Here is a 22,531-nt window from a genome sequence, read left to right on the forward strand (position 1 = left end):
GCCGGTCGCCAGATACTCGGCTAGAAATCCGCGTTGCCGACGGCCTGCTCGGAGATGGAGGCCGCGTACTGGACCTCGCTGATCTTCGCGGCCAGGCGGGCCCACTCGGTGCGGGGGAAGCGCGTACGCGCCTTGGGGATGGCGTCGGCGGACGGGACGGGGGCGGTGCGGCCCTTCGCGTCCACGATCACCGTGACGATGCGGGAGACGATCTCAGCGGAGAGGCGGTCGGAGAACTGTTCGCCCTGCTCGGGGGTGATCTCCGACATCTTCTCGATGCCGACGGCGGCCTGGGCGGAGGCGCGGGCCTCTTCCATGATGAACTCGGGGAGGCCCTGGAAGTGGAAGGTGAGGGCGGATGCCTCGAGCTTCGCCTTCGCGGCTTCGGCGATCGTGAGCTGTGCGGAGATGGCTTCGTCGTTGACGCCATCCTTGTTGGTCTCGCGGAGGAGGTCGATCTCGCCGAGCGCGCCCCAGCGGCGCTTCCCGGCGGGCACGCGGATGCCCTTGACCTCCTTGTAGAGCTGCTCGATGCCGCCGAGCTCGCGGCCGGCGGGCTCGTCGCTGTACAGGGTGATCGAGTCGGTGACCAGGGGGCGGTGCTCGAGCGTGTCGATGAGGTCGAACGACTCGGTGGCTTCGGCGATGATCTGGTCTGCGGTGCGCTCGGACATGGGTGGAGTTCCTCTTCTCGTGGGTACTGCGGGGTCGTGCGGATGGGATTGAGGCGGAGGCGGGCGGAGCGTGTCACGCCCGCCCCCGCGGTGGATCAGACGGTGACGGTGATGGCCTTGTTGGCGGACGTGGCAGCGCCGGGGTAGGCCGCCGTGATCTGCGCGGTGCCGGCGGAGAGGTACTCCACGACGCCGCCAGGGTGGACGGTGGCGACGGCGGGGTTGGAGGACACCCACTGTGCGCCGACGGTGATGGCGTGGCCCTGGTACTCGGCCGCCAGGAGGCCGACGCTGCCCACCGCGCCGCCGGATGCGCCGGTCACCGTGACGGAGGCGGCGACGGCCGGGGGCACGATGTAGTTGACGAGGTGGTCGTCCTGGTCGACGAGCTCCGTGGTCGTGGAGTAGCCGGTCTGGCGCCGCTCCACGTTCTCGGCGTCCGTGATGACGCGGAAGAGGTTGATCTCGTCGCCCGCGGCGATCGGCTGCGCCTCCGGCACGCCGAAGCGCTGGGCGACGGCGAGCTTGGTGCGCGGCTTCTTGAACGTGGTGTGCGCCTGACGGACCACCGACGCGGTGTCGGCGGCCGCCGGGATGAACGAGGACACGTTGCCGCCGAATGCGGAGTAGCCGAGCGCCTGCGCGCCGGCCTCATCCGCGAACGACCGGTCGTCGGTCATCTCGGTGGCCTGGAGGCCGAAGTCGGTGCCGTCGGTGCGGATGGCGGGGGAGTAGTTGGTCAGCGCCTGCACGTTCGCGAGCGACGGCTTCTCCCAGTCGGCGATGGTCGTGTCGGGTCCGACGAACCAGCCGATGCGCTTGTTGGAGACGATGGTGGCGTTCATGTGCGGGATCTCCTATCAGGCGCCGAGCGCGTGGGCGATGTTGACGATGTTCTTCGGGACGAAGTTGACCGCGATGGTCTGGTCGGCGCCGTCGCCGTAGCCGGGGATCGGCTGGCCGGTGATGGCGTAGTAGAACGACCAGTCCTCACCGACGGTGGCGAGAGCGGTCTGCCGCGCGCCGAGGCGGTGGGCGAGGATGTAGGGCACACCCTGCGCGCGGGTCAGGTTCTTCGCGAGCGTGAAGGTCGACTTCGCGCCGAGCACGCCTTCGCGCAGGATCGTGACGTTGGCCTGGAAGTTGAACTGCGTGAGCTTCTCGCCGCGGCCGACCGAGGTGATCGTGCGGGAGCCGGAGCGCTGCGAACCGGTCAGGCCGAGGGCGAGGTTGTCCTGGACCGCGGCGGAGATGTTGCCACCGGCGATCGGGGAGTTCTCGGGGACCGTCTTGGGGATCCAGGAGTCGAGGATCGCCTTCGTCGGGGCGCTGATCGGTGCGATCGCGCCCGTGGCGCTGACGAGCTGGGGGATACCGGCCTTGAGAATGGCCGGGATAGCGAGGAGGGTCTCGTTGCCGGGGAGGAGCTTCATGCGAGGTCAGCCTTTCTTGGCGTTGCCGGTGGTGGTGGCCGCGCTGTCGGCCTCGGGGTCGGAGGTGGCCGCGTCGCCGTCGGGCTCGGCCGTCGCCGCGTCGCCTTCGGGGGCGTCAACGATGGCCTCATCCTCGACGAGGATGAGCTGGGGGTGGAAGGCCGCCATCTGCTCGGGGAACTCCCCGAGCGCGCCCGACTGAGCGTCGCGGTAGAGGAGCGTGCGGTTCATGGCGCGGAGTCTAAGGTGACCCCGGCGGGATAATCAGCTCCGGCAGACAACCTGGAAGAAGATCGGCCGAACCAGGCGCGGCGCGCCAGCGCTCGTGTCTTTCCGCGGCTTGGCGAGCCCGCCGTTGCAGGTCACCTCATCGCCGCTCACGGTGTTCGGCTGCAGGCCGACGAGCCGGTGCTGCACGATCGAGCACGCCTCGCGGAGATCCTCGGGGTTGGAGGCGTAGACGTACACCTGGAAGGGGAGCATCCACGCCCCGCCCTGCGCGCCATCTGCCATGGTCTTCGTCCCTGCGATCGGGAACGTCGACCCGAAGTGCACGGTCGCGTACGGCTTGATGCCGCGCTTGTCGGGGCGCTCGGGGAGCTTGACGCCCTCGGGCACCTGCATCTCCCAGATGCGGCCGCCGAGGAGCGAGCCGATGCCCGTCTCCTTCGAGAGGATGAAGGTGGCCTCGTTGGATCCATCGAACGTCATCGCGCCACCCGTTCCAGGAGCTCAGGGACTCGCGTGAGCGCGAGCGTGAAAGAGTCGCCGAGGGCGCCGACCGCCTCGATCGTGTCGGTGCCCCACTCCTGGTCCTCGAAGTAGTCGCGCCAGTTCTCTAGCCAGCCCCACGTCAGGATGACCTCGGCGGCGACGACCAGGTTGCCACCGGCGGTGAGCGAGCCGCGCCCCGCGCGCTCCACGGCGACAGCGGAGTCGACGCCTTCGTAGAACTCGCCGGTGACGTAGCGACCGGCCTGTGCGCCGAGCGGGCCGTAGTGGTCGGACTCGCTGCTGGAGGCGACGCGGGCGCGACCGGTGGGGGTGTGCGCGGCCAGGATCATGCTCTGCATGCGCTCGACCAGGTCGTTGCCGAGGTGCGCGACCTCGCCGATCACCTCGTCGACGTGGGCGCTCACGCGGGACTCGAAGCCCGCGCGCAGTGCGCCGACGTCGAGGCCCGTCATCGAGAAGGAGGAGCTCATGCGCGCACCGTCGCGAAGTCGATGAACAGGACCGGCGACTCGCTCGAGGCCGTGGCCTCCTTGATCAGCGCGCGGACGCCGGCGAGCTCGACGGCACGATGCGGGTTGGTGATGACGATCACCGCGCCGTCAGGGAACACGGGGTCGCCATCCTCGCGGATGATCGTGGCGCGCCACTGCGTGCTCGTGCGAGTCTCGTCGCTGGCATCCGTGCTGCGGAAGTCGCTGCGCCGGCGGAAGCGCGCCGGGCGATCGCTGATGAGCGTGGTATCCGGCTTGTTGCCTTCGATCGAGTCGGTGGTCGCGTTCCACTTCCCGGGCTCGCCGGGCGAGATGATGTTGATGCGAGCGCGAAGCTCCGGCCGGATGGCCTCCACAATCTCGGCGGTCCAGTCCAGACTCGCGGAGATCGGCTTGAGAGGAGACATGGGCCGTAGGCTACCGGCTCGCGGCGGCGTTGGGGCGTCGCTCCGCCTCGGTGATCTCGGGTTCCGGGTGCTTCCTGTAGCCAGCGGCGATCAGCAGGTCAGCGGCTTCGAGTGCCGCAGTGATCCCGATCGTCGTCGACTCGTATCCGGTCCCGACCTGGACGCCGCTGATCTCGTCAGCGATGTCGGACCGCAGCGCCTCGCGTTCGTCGTCTCGCGCTTCCATCACTGCTCCCCCTCTCCGACAGGCACCCGGAGAGCGGCTTCGTGTAGCGCGAGACCGAGGCGCTGGATCAGCCCCACCTCGTAGTCCACGTCGTCATGCTCAACCGCGCGTCCGTAGAGCCCCTCAGCCTCTTTCACGAGAGCCGCGTAGTCCCATGTTGCCTTGGTGATCTCGGGTTCCGGGTGCTTCCGGGCGCGGACTTCGTAGCCCGCGTCAGCCAGTTCGTCGATCAGCCGGTCAGCCTCGTAGCGGTGCCGCGTCCACCGCTGGATGCCCGCCTGCACCTCTTCGAGCGAAGCGGCCTTCGAGCGGTTCTCGACGGCGCACATCGCCTTCGCGAGCGCGTCGCGTTCGTCGTCTCGTGCTTCCTGTCCGAGCGCGAGTCGCTCGATCGCGTCCGCGGCATCGCGCATGAGGGTGGCTCGCGCGCTGGTCGAGCCCTCGGCGAAGCCGCGCAGCTCGGCAATGAGGTCAGCATCGCGCGGCGGGATATCGGGCGCGCCCAGGGGCGGATGTTGCGGGCAGGGCCAGCGCAGGGAGCCGTCACCGGAGGGGCAGGTGCAGTCGCGGCGGACGACGGAGGTCATACCTGAACCTCCCACCAGTCGCCGCCGGAGAAGGTGGTCTCCTGATGGACCTCGACGATGTTGCCGTGGCCGCGGTTCACCTCGGCGAGTCGCGTGACTCCTTCGAGGTTCTGGTCCCCACCCCAGGGCGGGGGCGTCATGTCGACGTCGCGCTCGAGGTCGCCGCCGATGTAGACGGTCAGATGGAAGGTGTCGGTCGCCTTCATCTCGATGGCGGTCTGCATCTCGAGCTCGGAGATGAAGAGGCTGTGACCGTTCGGCTTGTAGACGAAGTCGCCGGCCGTCCGTCCATCTGAGCCATCGTGCTTCGGTGCGCGCGGGCCGTTGTGCACGACCACGACTGCCCAGCCGCCGACGCGATACTCGTAGGGCACCATCACCTGGTCGGTGCGGGGGAAGTACAGGAGCGCACCCTTGAGGTCGTGCGTGTGAGTGCGCTGCTGGGGGAGTGCCAGGAGGGCCGCGTTGATCGAGCCCGCCGGGGCCTCGACGTCGCGAGGGTTGCGCAGGAGGGCGGCGAAGTCGACGGTCATCGCAGCACCTCGCCCTTCGCGATCGTGCGGAAGCCGATGACGGTCTCGCGCAGCTCGTGCAAGCGCTTGATCTCCGCCTCGATGCGGTCGTCGAGGTCGCGGTACTCGGCGACCGTCATGGCGCCGACGCTTCGGCGGATGCTGTCAGGGGTGGCAGCCTGGAGGGTCAGATACTCGGCCTCAGCGAGCCGCGGCTGCAGGAGGGTTTCGGGGATGGGGAAGAGGTGGTCGTGGGAGTTTCGCATGGTGTCCTCGGTTTTGCGCGCTAAATCAGGCGGCTTTTTCGGTCAACACGACGGGCGTGCTGCTGGCGTCGAGCTGGTTCAGGTCGATGCGGATGAGGCGCGGGCCGAAGCGGCGGGCCTGGATCTCCTGGCGGGCGATCATGCGGCGGACGGTGTCACGCGACACCTTGAGGTGCGCCATGACGTCTTCGATGGTGCCCCACCTCGGGGCAAGGGTGGTCGGAGTCTGGTCGGGTTCGACGGCGTGCATATACGGATGTCCTCTCTCTCGATCATCACGGTAGCGCACAAGATGGCTCAAGAGCCCTTCGTGCCGGAAGAACTTGCAGGGAACGGCATTCGGTCGGCCAGCTCGGCGTCGCGACCGGTGGTCTTCTGATACGTCATGGCCGCGACGGTCGTGCTGTGGCCGAGGAACGCCATGGTCTCGCGCAGGGTCGCGCCGGTCTGCGCGTGCATGGTGCCGGCGAATGCTCGGAGGTCGTGCTCGCGCGAGATCGACTCCCACCCGTCCTCGGTACGCACTCTGAGGCCAGCGGCCTCGCGAGCCTGGTTCCACCGGGAGTTCCACTGGGCGTTGTGAAGGAACTCGGAGCCTTCCCCGGGTGCGAAGAGGAGGGCGGTCCGCGCGCGACCGACGTGCGCGCGGAGGTGCTCCTCGACATCGGGGGTCGCGGCGATGGGGAGCGACACCTCGCGCTCCACGTCGTCATCCTTGCCTTTGAGCTTGCCGACCACCCACCCCTGCGAGGAGACGTGCTGCGCCTGGCGGTGGACGTGCACCACGTAGCGCTCACCCTCCTTCCGGAGGTCGCAGCGCCGCAGGGCGCGCCACTCGCTGAGGCGGAGGCCGCCGTACGCGCCGAGGAGGATGGCGAGCTTGAAGCGCGGCTCGATCGCCTCGAGCATCGTCGCGAGCTCGGCCATCGTCGGCGGTCGATGCTTGATGCCCGTCTTCGACATCGCGAGCGCGGAGTCCACCGGGTTCTTCGTGATGATCTCGTCGATGATCGCCGTGTTCATAATCGCTCGCAGGAGGCGGGCCTCGTTGCCGGCCGCGGTGGCCGCCTTCGCCGAGCGCTCGGCGTGCCATGCGCGCACCCGCGCCGCCGTGATCTCCGTGATCGAATCGTCCGCGAAGCAGGCGAGCCCGTTCTTCACCTGCAGGCGGTAGTCGTACGCCGTCTTCACCGACAGCGGCTCGCCCCGCTTGTTGCGACGCTCGGAGATCCACGACTCGGCGTAGGTCGCGAAGCGGTGGGCCTTGGCCTGCTCAGCCTCGCGCACTCGGCGCTTGACGGACTCCTCCGGGGTCTCCCAGGAGCCGTCGGCGATCTCCCGCTGCTTCTTGTTCAGCCACGCGCGGGCGTCGGTCCGCGTCCCGAATGTGAGCGACACGCCCTGCGCGGTCTTCGCCGAATACTGCTTGCCGTCGGCGCCGATGTAGCGTGCCTGGAAGCGGCCGCTGGGGAGCGCGCGGATGGTTCCCCAGGCGCTGGACCGCTTGCGTTGTTCCTTCTGAGCCATGAGATTTCGTGCCTTCTACGTGCCATAGTGAATGCGATTTCGTGCCGTTTTGAGCTTACACAATCAGTGACTCGCAACACAATACGTGCGGATTTACGCGGTTTGCGGTGTTATGCGGCATTGCGCGTGCCACTTAGATCTGCCTCTTAATCAGTGGGTTCAGGGTTCAAGTCCCTGGGGGTGCACGGATCGCCCCGATGACTCTCGCCAGTCACCGGGGCTTTCTGCATCCCGGGCTGCGTTCGCCGCCGTCCCCGGCACTCATCGCAGGTCCCGGAGCCGCGCGCCGAGCGCCGCCGCCTCACCATCGCGCCGTTCGTACGAGACCGCGAGGATCAGCAGGACGGCGCCGACGACCGCAAGGGTGATCCACCACGGCATCGAATCGATCCCGCGACCGATCTGCACGGAGAAGGCCGAGACATTCTCGAGTGGCAGGACCACGACGCCGACGAGGAAGGGCGCCGCAAGACGACCGCGCGCGCCGATCAGGATCGCCGCGAGCGCCATGACGATGACGAGGATCGCCCGCCATGTCTGAGGGTCCGTGAAGGTGGCGGCGATCGATGCGCCCAGGATGACCGCGAGTCCCGGGGTCAGCAGGGCCCACGAGCCGGACCATCTCGCCGGCCATGAGGCGAGCGTGCCCCGCTCGGGGGCGTGCGAAGCGCCGAGGTGCAGCGCACCGGCAATGAGAAGGGCGACGCCGAGAGGAAGTGAGAACCACTCGACCCGCAGTTCGCGCGGACTCCACGCGGCGACGGACGTGGCGAAGGCGAGGGCGAAGACGAACCAGACCGGGGGGAACATGTCGCCCCTGCCGCGGCGCTGCAGAGCGCTGATCGTGACGACACCGGCGAGGATCGCCAACATGACGGCCCACATCGGCCAGGTCTCCGGGGCATCGGTCCGGATGGCGGGCCACGGCGCCACGGCGACATACATCAGCGCCGGTGCGAGTGCCCACCGATGAGCGAGTCGTCGTTCCGTCGTCCGAGTGAGGGCGACGCCGGCGACGGCGGCAGGGAGGGCGCCGAGGCAGCCGAGCCCCAGCGCGACCAGCACCCCCGGGCCATCCGGCGCGGTGAGCCCGACTCGAGCGGCGACGATGGTTCCCGCCGACCCTGCCAGCACCGCGACGACCAGCGTCGGGGTGCGGAGGGAACCCCACGCGCTGTCGGAGCGCACCAGGGCACCGACCGACGCGAGAACCGCGGAGGCGCCGAGCAGGGACCACATCCGCGCTTCTCCGCCCATCCCGGCGAGCGCCACGACGGAAGGCAGGACGGCCGCCAGCAACCCTCCCGCGTAGAGCCGGCTGCCACGGCGCGCCGTCCGGGCGAGGGCGGCGCCCACCGCGACCACGCCGAGCGCGGGTGGAAGGACGTACGCCTCGAGCAGCTGAACGTCCCACAAGCGCCACGCGCACCACAGAGCGCCGGTCGCGGAGATCCCCGCCAGCCACCACAGCATGCGCCGCCGCCCCGCGGCCGCAGCCGCTCCCGTGCCGGTGGCGAGGATCGTCAAGACGAGGACGGCTGTCGGGAGCCCCGCAGCCGTCCGGCCGAGCGCCAGCGCGACGGCGATCACTCCGGTGAGGAGCGCCGACGACTCCATCGCGGTGCGCAGCAGAACCGGCATCCGACTCGCGGGGACGCGACGCGCGAAGGTCGCTTCGACGGATCCCGCGGCCGGCAACGCGCAGACGACGATGGCGGCCACGACCGGCAGCACGATCGGGGAGCCGCTGACGGGCAGCAGCCACGCTCCCACGCACACGACCACGACGGCGAGGGAGGGCACGAGCAGCATCGCGAACACCGCTCGAAGGGGCGGGACGAGACCCGCGCGCCGGGTGAGCAGGAGCACAAGCGCGAGGACGAAGATGATGCCGGTGGACAGGGCCGTCCAGCCGCTCCGTTCCTCCACGACCTGGAGGACCCCGAAGACGAACGGCACCGCCGTGACCCCGAGCACCGCCCACCACGCGTGCACCGGCACGGCGCGCACGAACGTCGCGACGATGGCCACCACGGCCGCCGCCGTCGTCGTGAGACTGACGACCGGCACCGACGCGAGGCCGAGCAGTGCGAGCGCCGTCGCCGCGACGATGAGCGAGTACCCGTAGGCCGCGGCGACGTGCAGCCAGCGGAACCGGGCGGGCGCGGCATGAGCCGTCCAGACCGCCGCAGCGAGGACACCGGGCCAACTCGCCACCGCGAGCTCGGCCGTGGACCATGCCAAGACGACGGCGACGCCCAGGGCGGCGTGACCCGTCAGTGCGAACGCGAGCCTCGGTGACAGTCCGACGATGCGCACCCTGCCGGAGCGCCGGCGCAGCGCCTCTCCGGATGCCGCCGCGATCGCGGCGCCGGCCGCAACGGTGGCCTCCGGCGGTCCGTACGGAGTCACGACGAGGGCGAAGACGGCGAGGGCCGAGACCCACGCGGCTGCCGCACGGAATCCGCGCGCGCGGGAGGCACGGCGACGTGCCACCCTCCCGGTGACGACCAGGGCGACCGCCGCGACGGACAGGCCCGCGGCGGCGACCACCGACGGCCACATCGACTCGTCGTCCGTGCGGGTGAGGGTGAAGACCGCGGTGATCCCCACGACGGCGACCGACGGCAGGGCCGTCAGCGCCAGCACGATGAGGGCGCCGGCGCGGGCCCACGTGGCATCCGTGCCCCGCAGGAGTGCAGTTCCGATGAGCCCGACAGCGGCCCCGGCGAGCGGGAGGGCGACAGCTGACACCGAGGGGAGGGCGATCCCCGTCCCGACCGAGATCGCGGCGGCCGCCGCCCCGGCGGTGAGCGCACCGCCCGCGACGAAGGCCCACAATCGGGGCGTGGTGCGGCGGGCCGAGGCGACCGCGATGAGGCTGACCGTGATCAGCGCGGCCGCGCCGGCGGCCATCGTCTCGACCACGTCGTCGCCGACTCCCACGACGTGCACGAGGGCGAGGAGCCCCGCTGCGAGCTGCGCCGCGGTGAGCGTGGCGATTTCGGTTCGGCGTGCGCCCTGGCTGATCCCCGCGCCGCGATCGGCGACGACGATGAGCGACATAGCGGCCGCCATCGTGCCCAGCCACCCCAGCGCGGCCGCGCCGGCAGTGCCGTCTGCTGCGCCGAGCATTGCGGGCACGAAGGCGAGTCCGACCAGTCCCGGCGCCGACCAGGACCGGATGCCGATGCGTGCGCCGACGAGGGCGAGCGCACCGCCGGCGACGAGCGTGCTGACCGCGGCCGACACCCACCCGCTCAGCGCCGCCGACGTCAGCCCCGCGACCGCCGTGACATCGAGAGCGATGAAGACGACGGCAAGAGCTCCGACGGTCTCGGCGGAGGAGTGCAGCCGACGTCGGTGCAGGAGGGCGGCGCCCGCCAGGAAGAGCGCGGTGACGCACAGCAGGACGAGGGATCTCGCGCCGCGATCGGTGAGGTCGGGGTTGAAGAAGCTGAAGATGAGCGCGGCGATCGCGAACAGCCCGGCTCCGGCGACCGCGAGGACCGACTGGACGGTCGTTGCGCCGCCGGTGGTGGCGCGCGGCGTCGCCGGATCCGACTCCGGGCGCGGGGATCCCTCCGGCGGCGTCGAAGTGCGCACGGCGGCGGGGGCGACGATGACAGGAATCCGGCGGCGGACCCGCTCGCGCTCCTCCAGCGCCGTTGCGGCGGCCTGTGACGCGCGCCAGAGCGCAGCGGCATCCTCCGTCGCGAGGTCAGCGCCGCACACGCGGCATCGCGCCTCCACCAGGATGGATCGCCCGCACACCGGGCAGCGGGTGGCGTCCCGAAGATGCGCGATCGCGGCCTCGCTCCAGGAGGGGGCGAGACTCGGAGCGCTCATGATCCGGCATCCGTCTCGTCGGGCACCCACTGCAGGATGTCGCCCGGCTGGCACTCCAGAACCCGGCAGATGGCGTCGAGCGTGGTGAAGCGCACCGCTTTCGCGCGTCCGTTCTTGAGCACCGCCACGTTCGCGGGGGTGATGTCGATGGCGGCGGCGAAGTCCCCGACCGACATCTTCTTCTTGGCCAGCTCGACGTCGAGATTGATGATGATCGGCATCACACGACCTCCGAGAGATCCTGCTCGAGGGTGATCGCCCGGCGAAGCAGCCCACGAAGCACCCCGACGAGCAACGCGAGCCCGGCGCCGACGACGACGCCGAAGAGCCCGAGCAGCAGGATCGAGGGGTTCGCGGCGGATGTGGCCGTGAGCAGTGCGAGCGCCACCACGATGAGCGCGTCGGCGACCACGATCGCGGTGATGATCGTGTCGACGTAACGGAAGGCGCGTGCGCTGAACGGGCCCTCGGCAGCGAAGAGGTCGAGCATCCGCCACACGCACACGAGGACGACCTGCACGCAGACGATGAACACGATGGCGATCACCAGGCACGGGGCCTGGAGTCCGGCGAACTCGGGAAAGCTTCGTGCCCAGCCGGCCGCGGTGAGAGGGAGGGCGACGGTCTGCGCGACGAGGAGCAGCAGGATCATCAGAGCGAGCAGTGCCCGGAGGGCGGCGATGGTGGCGCGGTTCATGGTCAACCTATCGATAAGCGGTAGTCACCTATCGATAATCAACGCATATCTATCGACCTGCGGCAAGCGTCTCGGCCGGCGCACGGCTACTTCACAGCCAGCGCGCCCGTCGATCAGAGCCAGTGCTTTCGCCGGAACACCGCCCACAGGGTCACGGAGGTCGCCACCATCAGTCCGAGCGCGAGCGGGTAGCCCGCGACCCAATGCAGTTCGGGCATGTGGTCGAAGTTCATGCCGTACACGGTCCCGACGAGTGTGGGGCCGAACAGAATCGCGGCCCAGCCCGAGATCTTCTTGACCTGCTCGTTCTGCGCGAGACCCGTCTCGGTCTGCCGCTGGGTGACCAGGGTGGCGTGGGTGGTCAGCGCGTTGTCCAGCACGGTGCGGAAGGTGACGATCCGGTCGTTCAGCCGCAGCGTATGGTCCAGAACGTCGCGGAGCGCGCGCTGGAGCTCGATGTCCACCCGGTACTTGTCCGCGCCCTGGAGCAGGTTCTGGAGCATGTCGGCGAGAGGGAGTGTCGCGCGATGGAACGCGATGACCTCCCTGGCGAGCTCGTAGATGCGCTGCGACAGGTGGGTGTCACCCTGGCTGAAGAGGGCGTCTTCGATCTCATCGATGTCGTTCTCGACCCCGGATGCCACGGGGGCGTACTCATCCACCACCTCGTCCAGGATCGCGTAGAGAACGGCCTCGGGGCCCATGCCCAGGAGGTCGGGCTGCTGCTCCAACCTCGTCCGCACCCGAGCCAGGTCGGGGGAGTCGGCGTGCCGGATCGTCACGACGAAGTCCGGCCCGACGAACACGTGAAGCTCGCCGAATTCGACGGTCTCGGACTCGTCGACATACCGGGCCGGACGGAGGACGGCGAAGAGGATGTCGCCGTAGCGTTCGAGCTTGGAACGTTGGTGACCCGACAGCGCGTCTTCGACGGCGAGCGGGTGCAGCGAGAACTCCTCCGCGACTGCCGCGATCTCCTCGGGAGTGGGCCGGAACAACCCGATCCAGGCCATGCCCTTGTGCGCGCGGGTGTGCTCGAAGGTCTCACTCAGGCTGGCGGGGTTGTCGATCCGATGACCGCTGACGTACACGGCGTTGTCGATGATGGGCACGCGTTCATTGTGGTCCGCGCGCAGTCTTCGTGGGCCGCGACTCGCTGCGGCGGTGCCCGGGTCAGGCGGGGAGCTTGCGCAGCGCGGAGCGCTTGTGGGCCGCCTGCCCGCCGCTTTTGTCCGATTCGACGATGAATGCGGGCTCGTCGGCTGACGCGGTGAAGGTCTGTCCGGCGAACTCGAAGTCAGCCGTCCGACGGGACACCACCTTTCCCTGGGTCCGGCCCTGCGGCGTGTTCCAGCTGACCCGGTCGCCCTGTCTCAGTTCCTCGGCCATGCCTTCTCCTTCTCTTTCGGGAGCGCGGTGGTGCGCTCGATCGGCACGGCGGTGACGAGCATCGCGACGGCGATGGAGCCGAGGCCACCGAACGCGATGTCGCCGATCGTGTCCTGATACGTCACGAAGATCGTGTCGGTCACGAACGTCTTTCCGGCCCATTCGACGATCTCCCACAGTGCGCTCACGGCGAGGCCGAGGAGCGGGATCATGACCAGCCGAACCCGGCGCGCTCGCGCGGAGGCGATGACCTCCGCGCGACACAGGAGGACGAACAGAACGGCGGCGATGAGGCCGGTCGCGGCGAAATGCACCACGAGGTCCCACGAGGGGAGCCTGCGGTACAGGTCGAGGACGTTGCTCCAGGCAGCGATGAGGACGACGGCTCCGTACGCGATGTCGAATCCCGCGCGTACGCCGGCGAATCTGGGGGCCAGCATCGCCGGCACTGCGGCGGCCACGACGCCGCCGTCGGTCGGCTCCCACCACAGGAAGGCGACGAGCACGCTCGCCGCGCCGACGACGCGCAGCACGTCGGCGAGCCATTCACCGGCGCCGCGCGGGGGACGGAGGAAGTTCTCGATCACGAGTCCACCTCGATCGCTGCGTACACGGGCAGGTGATCGGAGGGCCACCCGCCGGTTTCGGGCCGGTGCTCGATCGCCGCCGTGAGCACCCGGACTCCTGCCGTGGTGCAGATCCAGTCGATGCGATCGCCGAGGCGGGGGCGGCGGTATCGCGCGAAGCTCCGCCACGCGGGAGTGAGTCGGCGCTCCGCGCGCGTCCAGGCATCGGCGAGGAGCCCGCCCTCGAGGAGAGTGCGAACGGTGCGGGAGGAGGCGCCCGCATTCAAGTCGCCGAAGAGCACGGTGGGGTGAGGGGAGTCGGCCGCGAGCTGCCGCAATGCGAGCGCAGACCGCAGGCGGGATCGCTCGGAGAAGGGGTCCAGGTGGGTGTTGACGGCTCCGAGACTCTTTCCGGTCCGACGGTCGCGGAACACGGCCGTCGTGGCGACGCGCGGGATCGGATTGCCCCACCCTCGGGCGCCCGCGGTGTCGGGATCGTCGCTCAGCGCGACCTGCCGGCCTGCGACGAGATGGAGTCGTTCACTGTCGAAGAAGATCGGGCAGCCCTCTCCGCGACCTCCGCGCCCACGCCCGACGCCGTACCGCCGGTACGTCGGGCCGAGCGCCGCCAGAATGGTCCGCGCGGTGTGCGGGAGCACCTCCTGCGCGGCCAGGATCGCGGGTCGCTCCCGTCGGAGAGCGGATACGAGGTTCGGCGCTCGTCGCGACCATCGATCCGCGGGTGTGGTCAGGAACTCGGGGACGGGGCGGCGGACGTTGTACGACGTGACGAGGATCGCATCGTCCGGCGTGGTGGTCGACATGACGCTCCTCATGTCCGGCTCCGTCTCGCGTGCCGCAGGCGCGCCCGGTTGATCGCCACCTTCGTCCACCGGACGGGGGGAAAATCGGCGGGCCAGTGGATGACGACGGTCGACAGTCCGCGGCGCAGCCGGCGGACGAAACCGCGTCCATCGCCGAAGGGTCGCATGGAGATCCCGACCGCGGCATCCCGTGCGAAGGCGATCGGATGCCGCTCCCCGATGTGGAACGCGAGGTCGAGATCGTCGTGGATGCGCGTCGACTCTCGGTGCACCCGGTGGCGAGCCGCCCGCCACGCGCGCGCACGGATGCCCAGGTTCGAACCGAACAGAGGCAGGTGTCCGAGCGTGAGCGAGCCCACCAGCGCGTATGACCCCAGGTAGACGATGGCCAACGGTGTCCGGAGCGCGGTGGGGCCGTCGGCGAAACGCGCCGCCCCGACGAGGGCTGCCGCGTCGGGCCGCGCCGCTGCACGGGTGCGCATCGCCGCCACCCAGGTGGAGCCGGGGATCGAGTCGGCGTCGAGGCGGAGGATGAGGGGATGGCGGGCGGCGTCGTATCCGGCCGCGGCGGCTGCGGGGATGCCGGGCGTCTCGCATCGGACGACGCGTGCACCCGCTGCGGCGGCGACTGCGGCCGTGTCGTCGGAGGAAGCGTTGTCCACGACGATCACCTCGTCCGGCGGCGATGACTGCGCCGCGAGGGCACGGAGGCACCGTTCGAGCACAGCGGCGTCATCCTTGACCGGGATCACGACCGATACCGCGGGGGCGGAGGCCGTGACCAGGTTCATCTCCCGATCCTCACATCATGAGCCCGCCCGTGGGCGCTGGTGGGGGGAGCCTTGACCTGGCGATGAGGATGTGTCAATGGACCGTTGGGCGCAAGCCCTGCCCCGACAGCATCTGCATCAGTAGCGTGGGCGTATGAGCACTCGAGAGTACGACCTGGTCGTCATCGGAGCGGGACCGGTCGGAGAGAACGTCGCCGACCGTGCGGTCCGCGGCGGGTTGAGCGTCGCGATCGTGGAGAGCGAGCTCGTCGGAGGCGAGTGCTCGTACTGGGCGTGCATGCCGTCGAAGGCCCTGCTTCGCGCACCCGCGGCGCTCCGCGCCGCCCGCGATGTGGCGGGCGCCGCCGAGGCCGTCACGGGCGGCGTCGACGTGGCTGCCGTGTTGGCGCGCCGCGATCGGATCGTCCACGAGTGGCAGGACACGTCGCAGGTCGACTGGCTGCAGGGCGTGGGGATCGACCTCATCCGTGGGTTCGGTCGAGTGACAGCGGAGCGCGAGGTGAGCGTCGAGGCGGCGGACGGCACGGCGACCGTTCTCCGCGCCCGGCACGCGGTGGCCGTCTGCACGGGCTCGGCGGCTCTCATTCCCGACATCGACGGCCTGGTGGATGCCGCCCCGTGGACGAGCCGCGAGGCGACGGCGGTGCGCGACGTGCCCGCGTCGCTCGTGATCCTCGGCGGCGGCGTTGTGGGGGTCGAGATGGCGACGGCGTTCGTCGCGCTCGGCTCGACGGTGACGGTCATCGCCCGTTCCGGTCTGCTCGGCGGGATGGAGGAGATCGCAGGCGAGGCGGTCGCTGCCTCGTTGCACGCAGCGGGCGCGACGGTGAGAACCGGCGCGCAGGCGACGCGCGTGGAACGTGCCGGGGACGGCGTGACCGTCACTCTTGCGGACGGCGCGGTCGTGCAGGCCGAGGAGATCCTCGTCGCCACCGGGCGGGTGCCGCGAACCAGCGGTATCGGGCTGGACGTCGTGGGGCTCGAGGACGGTGGCTGGATCGACGTGGACGACACCCTCCGGGTCCGCGGGTCCGAGTGGCTGTACGCGGCCGGCGACGTCACGCACCGGGCGCTTCTCACCCACCAGGGCAAGTATCAGGCGCGGATCGCCGGCGACGTTATCGCCCGCCGGGCGCGCGGTGAGGATCTCGACACCCAGGCCTGGGGCCGGCACGCGGCGACGGCCGACCACTCCGCCGTCCCGCAGGTGGTCTTCACCGACCCTGAGGTCGCAGCTGTCGGTGCGACCGCGGCGTCGGCTCGCGCGGACGGTCTCGATGTCACCGTGATCGACTACGACCTCTCCTGGATCGCTGGAGCGAGTACCCACTCGGATCGCTTCGAGGGCACTGCCCGTGCCGTGGTCGACGACGCGAGGGGCGTCCTCGTCGGCGCGACGTTCGTCGGACCGGACACGGCCGAACTGCTCCACGCCGCCACGATCGCCATCGTGGGCGAGGTTCCGCTCCACCGGCTGTGGCACGCGGTCCCTGCGTATCCGACGATCAGCGAGGTGTGGCTCCGCTGGTTGGAGGAGTACGGCCTCTGACCGGCATCAGCGCCGCCGGCTCGACTGGATCCGTGTCGTGAGCTGGTGCGCGTGGGCGAGGAGCAGGCGCCCGAGCGTCGGCAGGCGGTCGCGGTCGAAGCGGAACTGGACGCCCGTCAGACTGAGGGCGAATGCCGGCCGGCCGGTCTGGTCGAACACCGCGGCACCCAGGCCCCACGATCCCTCGACGATGAGCCCGGGGTTCACGGCGTAGCCACGGTCGCGCGTTTCGCGCACGCGCCTGCGCAGCGCGTCCGCATCGTGGGCTGAGCCCCACCGCGTGGCGAGGTCGGCGTGCCGGTCGAGGTAGACCTCGACCTCGTCGTCCGGGAGGAACGCGAGGATGGCGAGACCCGCCGAGGCCACCCCCAGTGGGAATCGCACTCCCTCGCTGAGGACGAAGGATCGAATCGGGAAGGCGCCCTCCTCGCGGGTGAGGCAGACCGTCTCGTCGCCCCGCCGGACCGAGAGGAACGCACTCTCCTCGGTCTTCACCGCCAGCGACCGGACGATGTCGCCGGCGAGATGAGCGATGTCGTACCGAGGCGCGGCGGCGGAGCCCATGAGGTACAGCTCCGGTCCCGGGAGCCACCGCGACGTGCGCTCGTCCTGATCCACGAGGCCTTCGGCGCGGAGGGCGGACAGCAGTCGATGCGTCGTCGACCGTGTCAGCGCGGCTTCCGCGGCGAGCTCCTGGATGCCGCGACCCTCCGTCCCGCCGGCCGACACCAGCCGGAGAAGCGCGGCGGCGCGCGCGATCGCCTGGGCGCCGGGGACGGAGGGCGTGCTGTCCATGATGTGGACACTAAGCGCGCTCTCGTCCACATCGCAAGCGAGCGTTGGCGCATCGCGAGGCGCAGTCGCAAGGTGGAGGGACGACACGAAGGAGTGTGACGTGATCGACAAGACGATCCCCACCGCAGCCGAAGCCGTCTCCGACATCGGCGATGGCTCATCGCTCGCCGTCGGCGGATTCGGTCTCTCCGGCAACCCGATCGCCCTGATCGAGGCCCTTCTCGATCAGGGGACGACCGACCTCTCCGTCGTGTCGAACAACTGCGGTGTGGACGACTGGGGCCTCGGTGTACTCCTCGGGGCGAAGCGCATCCGGAAGATGACGTCCTCCTACGTGGGCGAGAACAAGGAGTTCGAGAGGCAGTTCCTCTCCGGCGAACTCGAGCTCGAGTTGACGCCGCAGGGCACCCTGGCCGAGAAGCTCCGCGCCGGTGGTGCGGGCATCGCGGCGTTCTTCACGCAGACCGGCGTCGGCACCCAGGTGGCGGAGGGCGGGTTGCCGCAGCGGTACGACGGCGAGGGCGGTGTCGCGGTGGCATCCGCGCCGAAGGATGTGCGCACATTCGCGCCGGGGGGACGGGCGGCGGAGTACGTCCTCGAGGAAGCGATCGTCACCGACTTCGCCCTCGTGCACGCGCGTCGCGGCGACCGCCACGGCAACCTCGTCTTCACCAAAGCCGCCCGCAACTTCAACCCGCTCGCCGCCATGGCGGGACGCGTCTGCATCGCGCAGGTCGAGGAACTCGTGGAGCCCGGCGAACTCGACCCCGACGAGGTCCACCTCCCAGGAGTCTTCGTGCACCGCATCGTCGAGGTTGGCACCGGGATCGAGAAGCGCATCGAGCGACGGACCGTCGCCGGGGGAGGACGCTGAGATGGCACTGTCACGGATGGAGATGGCCGCCCGCGCGGCATCCGAGCTGACCGACGGCTCGTACGTGAACCTCGGGATCGGCCTGCCGACCCTCGTACCCAATCACGTTCCCGACGGGGTGACGGTCGTTCTGCAGTCGGAGAACGGCATCCTGGGTGTCGGGCCCTACCCGTCGGAGGGAAACGTCGACCCCGACCTCATCAACGCCGGCAAAGAGACCGTGACGACCCTCGCCGGCGCCTCGTTCTTCGACTCGGCGACGAGCTTCGGGATGATCCGGGGCGGGAAGATCGACGCGGCGATCCTCGGCGCGATGCAGGTGTCGGCGCGGGGCGATCTCGCCAACTGGATGATCCCCGGGAAGATGGTGAAGGGTCCGGGCGGCGCGATGGACCTCGTGCACGGCGCAGCGCGCGTCATCGTGCTCATGGAGCACACTGCCCGCGACGGATCGGCGAAGATCGTCCACGACTGTTCGCTCCCGCTCACCGGTCGTGGTGTCGTCGATCGGATCATCACCGACCTCGCGGTCATCGACGTGTCGGACGCCGGCCTGGTGCTCGTCGAGACCGCTCCCGGTGTGAGCGTCGACGACGTCCGCGCCGCCACCGAACCGCCCCTGATCCTCTCCGAAGAAGTGAGCACCCCATGACCGAGGACATCGTCATCGTCGCAGCAGCCCGGACCGCGCAGGGGAGGCTCCGCGGACAGCTCTCCTCGTTCTCCGCCCCCCAGCTCGGCGGGTTCGCGATCGCTGGAGCGCTCGCGCGCGGGGGAGTGGCCGCCTCGGCGGTGGACGCCGTCGTGATGGGCCAGGTGCTGCCTGCGGGATCGGGGCAGAATCCCGCCCGTCAAGCGGCGATCGCCGGCGGGGTCGGATGGGATGTGCCCGCGAGCTCCGTGAACAAGGTCTGCCTGTCCGGGCTCACCGCGATCATCGACGCGAAGCGCATGGTGGCCTCCGGCGATGCCTCGGTCGTCGTCGCGGGCGGCATGGAGTCGATGTCGCGCGCCCCGCACCTGCTGATGGGCTCGCGCGAGGGGTGGACGTACGGGTCGGTCGAGGTCCTCGACCACATGGCGTACGACGGACTGACCGACGCGTACGACGGCGTGTCGATGGGGACCTCGACCGAGAGACACAATCCCGCGCTCGGGCTCACGCGACAAGCGCAGGACCAGGTGGCGGCACTGTCGCACCAGCGCGCAGCACAGGCGCAGGATGCCGGTGTCTTCGACGCCGAGATCGTTTCCGTGGAGGTGGCGCAGCGGCGGGGGGATCCGACGCTGGTGACCCGCGACGAGGGCATCCGGCCCGACACCACGGTGGACTCGCTCGCCGCCCTCCGGCCGGCATTCGATCCGCAGGGCACGATCACTGCGGGCAACGCCTCGCAGATCTCCGACGGCGCGGCAGCGGTCGTCGTGACGACCCGTGCGCTGGCCGAGGCGAACGGCTGGACGGTGCTCGCCGTCGTCGGGGCAGTCGGACAGGTCGCGGGACCGGACAACTCCCTGCAGTCGCAGCCGGCGCGCGCGATCACCCAGGCCCTCGGCAGGCAGCAGCTGACAGCGGCGGATCTCGATTTCGTGGAGATCAACGAGGCGTTCGGCGCCGTCGTCGCGCAGTCCCAGCGAGAGCTGGGGGTGTCCGAGGAGATCGTCAACGTGCACGGCGGCGGCATCGCGATCGGTCACCCGATCGGGGCGTCCGGCGCTCGACTGGTCGTGCACGCCGTGCATGAGCTGGCGCGCCGGGGCAGCGGGACGGCCGCGGTCGGCCTGTGCGGCGGAGGCGGTCAGGGCGAGGCGATGATCCTCACCCGCTGAACGCGGGTCAGCGCTTCAGGCGCTCCCGCAGCAGGCGCTTTTGGTCTCCCTCGACGGGCGAGTCGAGGGGGATCAGCTTCGCGCGCCGTGCGCGGCGGGTGTCGACGACGCTCCCGATCGCGAGTGCCAGGGTGATCCCCCAGCTGAGCCATGCCAGCGCGGTTCGCCAGGTGAAGGGCTCGTCGCTGCGCGCGGTGCGCAGAAGAGTGACGCCGCCCGTGATGGCCGACAGGAGTCCGGTTCCGAACAGGTAAGCGCGCATACCACCACGCTAGCGCGGCCGGGAGGCACGTGGATGGCTTGTTAGCCTGAGTCCATCCACCGAGAGGAATCCCGTGAGCGTCGCCTCCGACTTCGTCGTCGTGTCCAACCGTCTGCCGGTCGATCGCACCGATGACGAGGCGGAGCCGTGGCGACGCTCGCCCGGAGGCCTCGTCACCGCACTCGACCCCGTGATGCGCCGCAACGACGGCGCGTGGGTGGGCTGGCCGGGTCAGGCCGGTGTGGAGATCGAGCCGTTCGAGTTCGACGGACTCCGGCTCGTCCCCGTCGCGCTCTCGGCCGATGACATCCAGCTCTACTACGAGGGCTTCTCCAACGACACCATCTGGCCGCTCTATCACGACGTCATCGCCACGCCGACGTATCACCGCACCTGGTGGGACGCGTACGTGCGCGTGAACCGGCGCTTCGCGGAGGCGGCGTCGGAGAACGCCGCTGAGGGCGCGACGGTCTGGGTCCACGACTATCAGCTGCAGCTGGTCCCGAAGATGCTCCGCGAGCTGCGGCCCGACGTCACCATCGGCTACTTCCACCACATCCCGTTCCCGGCCTACGGCATCTACGCCCAGCTTCCCTGGCGCAAGCAGGTGCTCGAAGGGCTCCTCGGCGCCGACGTCATCGGCTTCCAGCGCGTGGCGGATGCCGGCAACTTCGCCCGGGCGGTCCGCCGCCAGCTCGGCTACGACACGAAGGCCGGTTCGATCGCCGTGCCCGAGGGGGAGGGGACGCGCACGGCGATCGCCCGTGCGTATCCCATCTCCATCGACGCGTCCGTGTACGAGGATCTCGCCCGACGGCCCGACATCCAGGCGCGCGCCGCCGAGATCCGCGCGAGCCTCGGCAGCCCGCAGGCGATCCTGCTGGGTGTGGACCGCCTCGACTACACGAAGGGGATCCGCCACCGTCTGAAGGCGTACGGCGAACTCCTGTCGGACGGGCGCCTCTCGGTGCACGACGTCACGCTCGTCCAGGTCGCAAGTCCCAGTCGTGAGCGCGTGCAGACCTACATGCAGCTGCGGGACGAGATCGAACTGACGGTCGGCCGGATCAACGGCGATGCCGACGAGCTCGGCTACACGGCGATCCAGTACCTGCACCACTCGTATCCCCGCGAGGAGATGGTCGCCCTCTATCTCGCCGCCGACGTCATGCTGGTCACGGCCCTCCGCGATGGGATGAACCTCGTCGCGAAGGAGTACGTCGCCAGCCGGGTCGACGGCGGCGGCGTCCTCGTCCTGAGCGAGTTCACCGGCGCCGCGGACGAGCTCACCCAGGCCATCAGCGTGAACCCGCACGACATCGTCGGGCTCAAGGACGCGATCATGCAGGCGATCGATATGCCGGTGAAGGAACGGGAGCGTCGGATGCGCGCCCTGCGACGCCGGGTGCGGGAGAACGACGTCGCCCGCTGGTCGCAGCGGTTCCTGACCGACCTCGATGCCGTGCGGAGCCAGCGGTCATGAGTGACCTCGACGCCGTCGTCGCCGCAGACCGGCTGCTGGTCGCGCTCGACTTCGACGGCACGCTGTCCCCCCTCGTGGACGAGCCGATGACCGCTCGGATGACGGGGGAGGCGCGCGCCGCGATCGACGCCCTCGTGCGTGCGCCCGACACGACGGTCGCCTTCGTGTCGGGGCGGTCGCTCGCGGACCTCCGCGTGATCGCCGAGCACGACGACGCCTCTCCGGTGCTCCTCGCGGGATCACACGGGGCCGAGTACTGGGCGCCGGGCGCCGTCTCTGACGAGCAGACAGACCCGGATGCCGTCGCGCTCCGTGACCGGCTCCGTTCTGACGCCGAGCACTTGGCAGCCGCCGTCGACGGGGCGTGGATCGAACCGAAGACGTTCGGCTTCGCCGTGCACCTGCGTACCGCTCGGGACCGGGGCGCCGCGGCGAGCCTGCGCGAGAAGGTGGACGAACTCGTGTCGGAAGGCGCCCCGCAGTGGCGCCGCCGCGAGGGCCACAACCTCGTCGAGTTCGCCTTCCGAACCGAGGGCAAGGATGCCGCCGTCGCCCACCTCCGCGAACTCATCGGGGCCGATGCGGTGGTCTTCGCGGGCGACGACGTCACCGACGAGGACGCGCTCCGATCGCTGGGAGAGCGTGACCTCGGCATCCGTGTCGGCGGAGGTGAGACGGCGGCATCCGTTCGTGTGGCAGACACCAGCGAACTGGCCGGATTGCTGTCGACCATCGCGACGCGACGCACTGCGTCGCGGCAATAG

At 70.1% G+C, this 22,531-nt stretch carries 29 protein-coding genes; 6 read left to right on the forward strand and 23 right to left on the reverse strand.

What is annotated here, in order from left to right; genetic code table 11:
- Positions 1 to 20: 20 nt before the first annotated feature.
- From BKA24_RS09010 to BKA24_RS09110, 21 genes are all read right to left on the reverse strand, one after another.
- Positions 21 to 674, reverse strand: coding sequence for a hypothetical protein (locus tag BKA24_RS09010; protein WP_184217275.1), 654 nt, complete (start codon positions 672 to 674; stop codon positions 21 to 23).
- 95 nt (positions 675 to 769) lie between these two features.
- Complete coding sequence (locus BKA24_RS09015; protein ID WP_184217277.1) at positions 770 to 1,519, reverse strand: phage tail tube protein; 750 nt, start codon at positions 1,517 to 1,519, stop codon at positions 770 to 772.
- Between the two features lie 15 nt (positions 1,520 to 1,534).
- A complete protein-coding gene (locus BKA24_RS09020) occupies positions 1,535 to 2,107 on the reverse strand; it encodes a phage tail tube protein (protein WP_184217279.1) in 573 nt (190 codons plus the stop codon).
- A 6-nt stretch (positions 2,108 to 2,113) separates the two neighbouring features.
- A complete protein-coding gene (locus BKA24_RS09025) occupies positions 2,114 to 2,338 on the reverse strand; it encodes a hypothetical protein (RefSeq protein WP_184217281.1) in 225 nt (74 codons plus the stop codon).
- Positions 2,339 to 2,371: 33 nt separating this feature from the next.
- A complete protein-coding gene (locus BKA24_RS09030; protein WP_184217283.1) occupies positions 2,372 to 2,818 on the reverse strand; it encodes a hypothetical protein in 447 nt (148 codons plus the stop codon).
- Complete coding sequence (locus BKA24_RS09035) at positions 2,815 to 3,312, reverse strand: hypothetical protein (RefSeq protein ID WP_184217285.1); 498 nt, start codon at positions 3,310 to 3,312, stop codon at positions 2,815 to 2,817. Before BKA24_RS09035 ends, BKA24_RS09030 begins: the two co-directional genes overlap by 4 nt.
- Positions 3,309 to 3,740 carry a hypothetical protein gene (locus BKA24_RS09040; RefSeq protein WP_184217287.1) on the reverse strand — a complete coding sequence of 144 codons (432 nt, stop codon included), beginning with the start codon at positions 3,738 to 3,740 and terminating at the stop codon, positions 3,309 to 3,311. Before BKA24_RS09040 ends, BKA24_RS09035 begins: the two co-directional genes overlap by 4 nt.
- Positions 3,741 to 3,750: 10 nt before the next feature.
- Positions 3,751 to 3,966 carry a hypothetical protein gene (locus BKA24_RS09045; RefSeq protein WP_184217289.1) on the reverse strand — a complete coding sequence of 72 codons (216 nt, stop codon included), beginning with the start codon at positions 3,964 to 3,966 and terminating at the stop codon, positions 3,751 to 3,753.
- Complete coding sequence (locus tag BKA24_RS09050) at positions 3,966 to 4,553, reverse strand: hypothetical protein (protein WP_184217291.1); 588 nt, start codon at positions 4,551 to 4,553, stop codon at positions 3,966 to 3,968. The genes BKA24_RS09045 and BKA24_RS09050 overlap by 1 nt, the downstream gene beginning before the upstream one ends.
- A complete protein-coding gene (locus BKA24_RS09055; RefSeq protein WP_184217293.1) occupies positions 4,550 to 5,086 on the reverse strand; it encodes a hypothetical protein in 537 nt (178 codons plus the stop codon). The genes BKA24_RS09050 and BKA24_RS09055 overlap by 4 nt, the downstream gene beginning before the upstream one ends.
- Positions 5,083 to 5,331, reverse strand: coding sequence for a hypothetical protein (locus BKA24_RS09060; RefSeq protein WP_184217295.1), 249 nt, complete (start codon positions 5,329 to 5,331; stop codon positions 5,083 to 5,085). The genes BKA24_RS09055 and BKA24_RS09060 overlap by 4 nt, the downstream gene beginning before the upstream one ends.
- Positions 5,332 to 5,356: 25 nt before the next feature.
- A complete protein-coding gene (locus tag BKA24_RS09065) occupies positions 5,357 to 5,581 on the reverse strand; it encodes a helix-turn-helix domain-containing protein (protein ID WP_221417303.1) in 225 nt (74 codons plus the stop codon).
- A 47-nt stretch (positions 5,582 to 5,628) separates the two neighbouring features.
- Positions 5,629 to 6,858 (reverse strand): tyrosine-type recombinase/integrase, encoded by a 1,230-nt coding sequence (locus BKA24_RS09070; RefSeq protein WP_184217297.1) that lies wholly within the window; start codon positions 6,856 to 6,858, stop codon positions 5,629 to 5,631.
- Between the two features lie 261 nt (positions 6,859 to 7,119).
- Positions 7,120 to 10,707 (reverse strand): SCO7613 C-terminal domain-containing membrane protein, encoded by a 3,588-nt coding sequence (locus BKA24_RS09075; protein ID WP_184217299.1) that lies wholly within the window; start codon positions 10,705 to 10,707, stop codon positions 7,120 to 7,122.
- Positions 10,704 to 10,928 (reverse strand): helix-turn-helix domain-containing protein, encoded by a 225-nt coding sequence (locus BKA24_RS09080; protein ID WP_184217302.1) that lies wholly within the window; start codon positions 10,926 to 10,928, stop codon positions 10,704 to 10,706. Before BKA24_RS09080 ends, BKA24_RS09075 begins: the two co-directional genes overlap by 4 nt.
- Entirely contained in the window at positions 10,928 to 11,404 is a 477-nt protein-coding gene (locus tag BKA24_RS09085) for a DUF2975 domain-containing protein (RefSeq protein ID WP_184217304.1), read from the reverse strand. Before BKA24_RS09085 ends, BKA24_RS09080 begins: the two co-directional genes overlap by 1 nt.
- Before the next feature lie 113 nt (positions 11,405 to 11,517).
- Positions 11,518 to 12,516, reverse strand: a complete 999-nt coding sequence (gene corA, locus BKA24_RS09090; protein WP_184217306.1) for a magnesium/cobalt transporter CorA — start codon at positions 12,514 to 12,516, stop codon at positions 11,518 to 11,520.
- A 61-nt stretch (positions 12,517 to 12,577) separates the two neighbouring features.
- Complete coding sequence (locus BKA24_RS09095) at positions 12,578 to 12,793, reverse strand: hypervirulence associated TUDOR domain-containing protein (RefSeq protein WP_184217308.1); 216 nt, start codon at positions 12,791 to 12,793, stop codon at positions 12,578 to 12,580.
- Complete coding sequence (locus tag BKA24_RS09100; protein ID WP_184217310.1) at positions 12,778 to 13,380, reverse strand: DUF2238 domain-containing protein; 603 nt, start codon at positions 13,378 to 13,380, stop codon at positions 12,778 to 12,780. Before BKA24_RS09100 ends, BKA24_RS09095 begins: the two co-directional genes overlap by 16 nt.
- Positions 13,377 to 14,183, reverse strand: coding sequence for an endonuclease/exonuclease/phosphatase family protein (locus tag BKA24_RS09105; protein ID WP_184217312.1), 807 nt, complete (start codon positions 14,181 to 14,183; stop codon positions 13,377 to 13,379). Before BKA24_RS09105 ends, BKA24_RS09100 begins: the two co-directional genes overlap by 4 nt.
- A gap of 8 nt (positions 14,184 to 14,191) precedes the next feature.
- A complete protein-coding gene (locus tag BKA24_RS09110) occupies positions 14,192 to 14,974 on the reverse strand; it encodes a glycosyltransferase family 2 protein (protein WP_184217314.1) in 783 nt (260 codons plus the stop codon).
- Between the two features lie 133 nt (positions 14,975 to 15,107).
- On the opposite strand from BKA24_RS09110, the gene BKA24_RS09115 reads away from it, so the two are divergent.
- Entirely contained in the window at positions 15,108 to 16,523 is a 1,416-nt protein-coding gene (locus BKA24_RS09115; RefSeq protein WP_184217316.1) for a dihydrolipoyl dehydrogenase family protein, read from the forward strand.
- 6 nt (positions 16,524 to 16,529) lie between these two features.
- On the opposite strand, the gene BKA24_RS09120 is transcribed toward BKA24_RS09115, so the two are convergent.
- Complete coding sequence (locus tag BKA24_RS09120) at positions 16,530 to 17,318, reverse strand: IclR family transcriptional regulator (RefSeq protein WP_184217318.1); 789 nt, start codon at positions 17,316 to 17,318, stop codon at positions 16,530 to 16,532.
- 100 nt (positions 17,319 to 17,418) lie between these two features.
- Between BKA24_RS09120 and BKA24_RS09125 the strand changes: the two genes are divergently transcribed.
- Genes BKA24_RS09125 through BKA24_RS09135 form a run of 3 tightly spaced genes read left to right on the forward strand, consistent with a single transcriptional unit; the run spans position 17,419 to position 20,022 of the window.
- Complete coding sequence (locus BKA24_RS09125) at positions 17,419 to 18,192, forward strand: 3-oxoacid CoA-transferase subunit A (protein WP_184217320.1); 774 nt, start codon at positions 17,419 to 17,421, stop codon at positions 18,190 to 18,192.
- A gap of 1 nt (position 18,193) precedes the next feature.
- Positions 18,194 to 18,844 carry a CoA transferase subunit B gene (locus tag BKA24_RS09130; protein WP_184217322.1) on the forward strand — a complete coding sequence of 217 codons (651 nt, stop codon included), beginning with the start codon at positions 18,194 to 18,196 and terminating at the stop codon, positions 18,842 to 18,844.
- Positions 18,841 to 20,022, forward strand: a complete 1,182-nt coding sequence (locus BKA24_RS09135; protein ID WP_184217324.1) for an acetyl-CoA C-acetyltransferase — start codon at positions 18,841 to 18,843, stop codon at positions 20,020 to 20,022. Before BKA24_RS09130 ends, BKA24_RS09135 begins: the two co-directional genes overlap by 4 nt.
- 7 nt (positions 20,023 to 20,029) lie before the next feature.
- On the opposite strand, the gene BKA24_RS09140 is transcribed toward BKA24_RS09135, so the two are convergent.
- Positions 20,030 to 20,284, reverse strand: a complete 255-nt coding sequence (locus BKA24_RS09140; protein ID WP_184217326.1) for a cytochrome c-type biogenesis protein — start codon at positions 20,282 to 20,284, stop codon at positions 20,030 to 20,032.
- Between the two features lie 73 nt (positions 20,285 to 20,357).
- On the opposite strand from BKA24_RS09140, the gene BKA24_RS09145 reads away from it, so the two are divergent.
- On the forward strand, positions 20,358 to 21,767 hold the full coding sequence (locus BKA24_RS09145; RefSeq protein WP_184217328.1) for a trehalose-6-phosphate synthase: 1,410 nt from the start codon (positions 20,358 to 20,360) through the stop codon (positions 21,765 to 21,767).
- Complete coding sequence (gene otsB / locus BKA24_RS09150; protein ID WP_184217330.1) at positions 21,764 to 22,531, forward strand: trehalose-phosphatase; 768 nt, start codon at positions 21,764 to 21,766, stop codon at positions 22,529 to 22,531. The genes BKA24_RS09145 and otsB overlap by 4 nt, the downstream gene beginning before the upstream one ends.

This window comes from Microbacterium marinum (assembly GCF_014204835.1).
GTDB classification, from domain to species: domain Bacteria; phylum Actinomycetota; class Actinomycetes; order Actinomycetales; family Microbacteriaceae; genus Microbacterium; species Microbacterium marinum.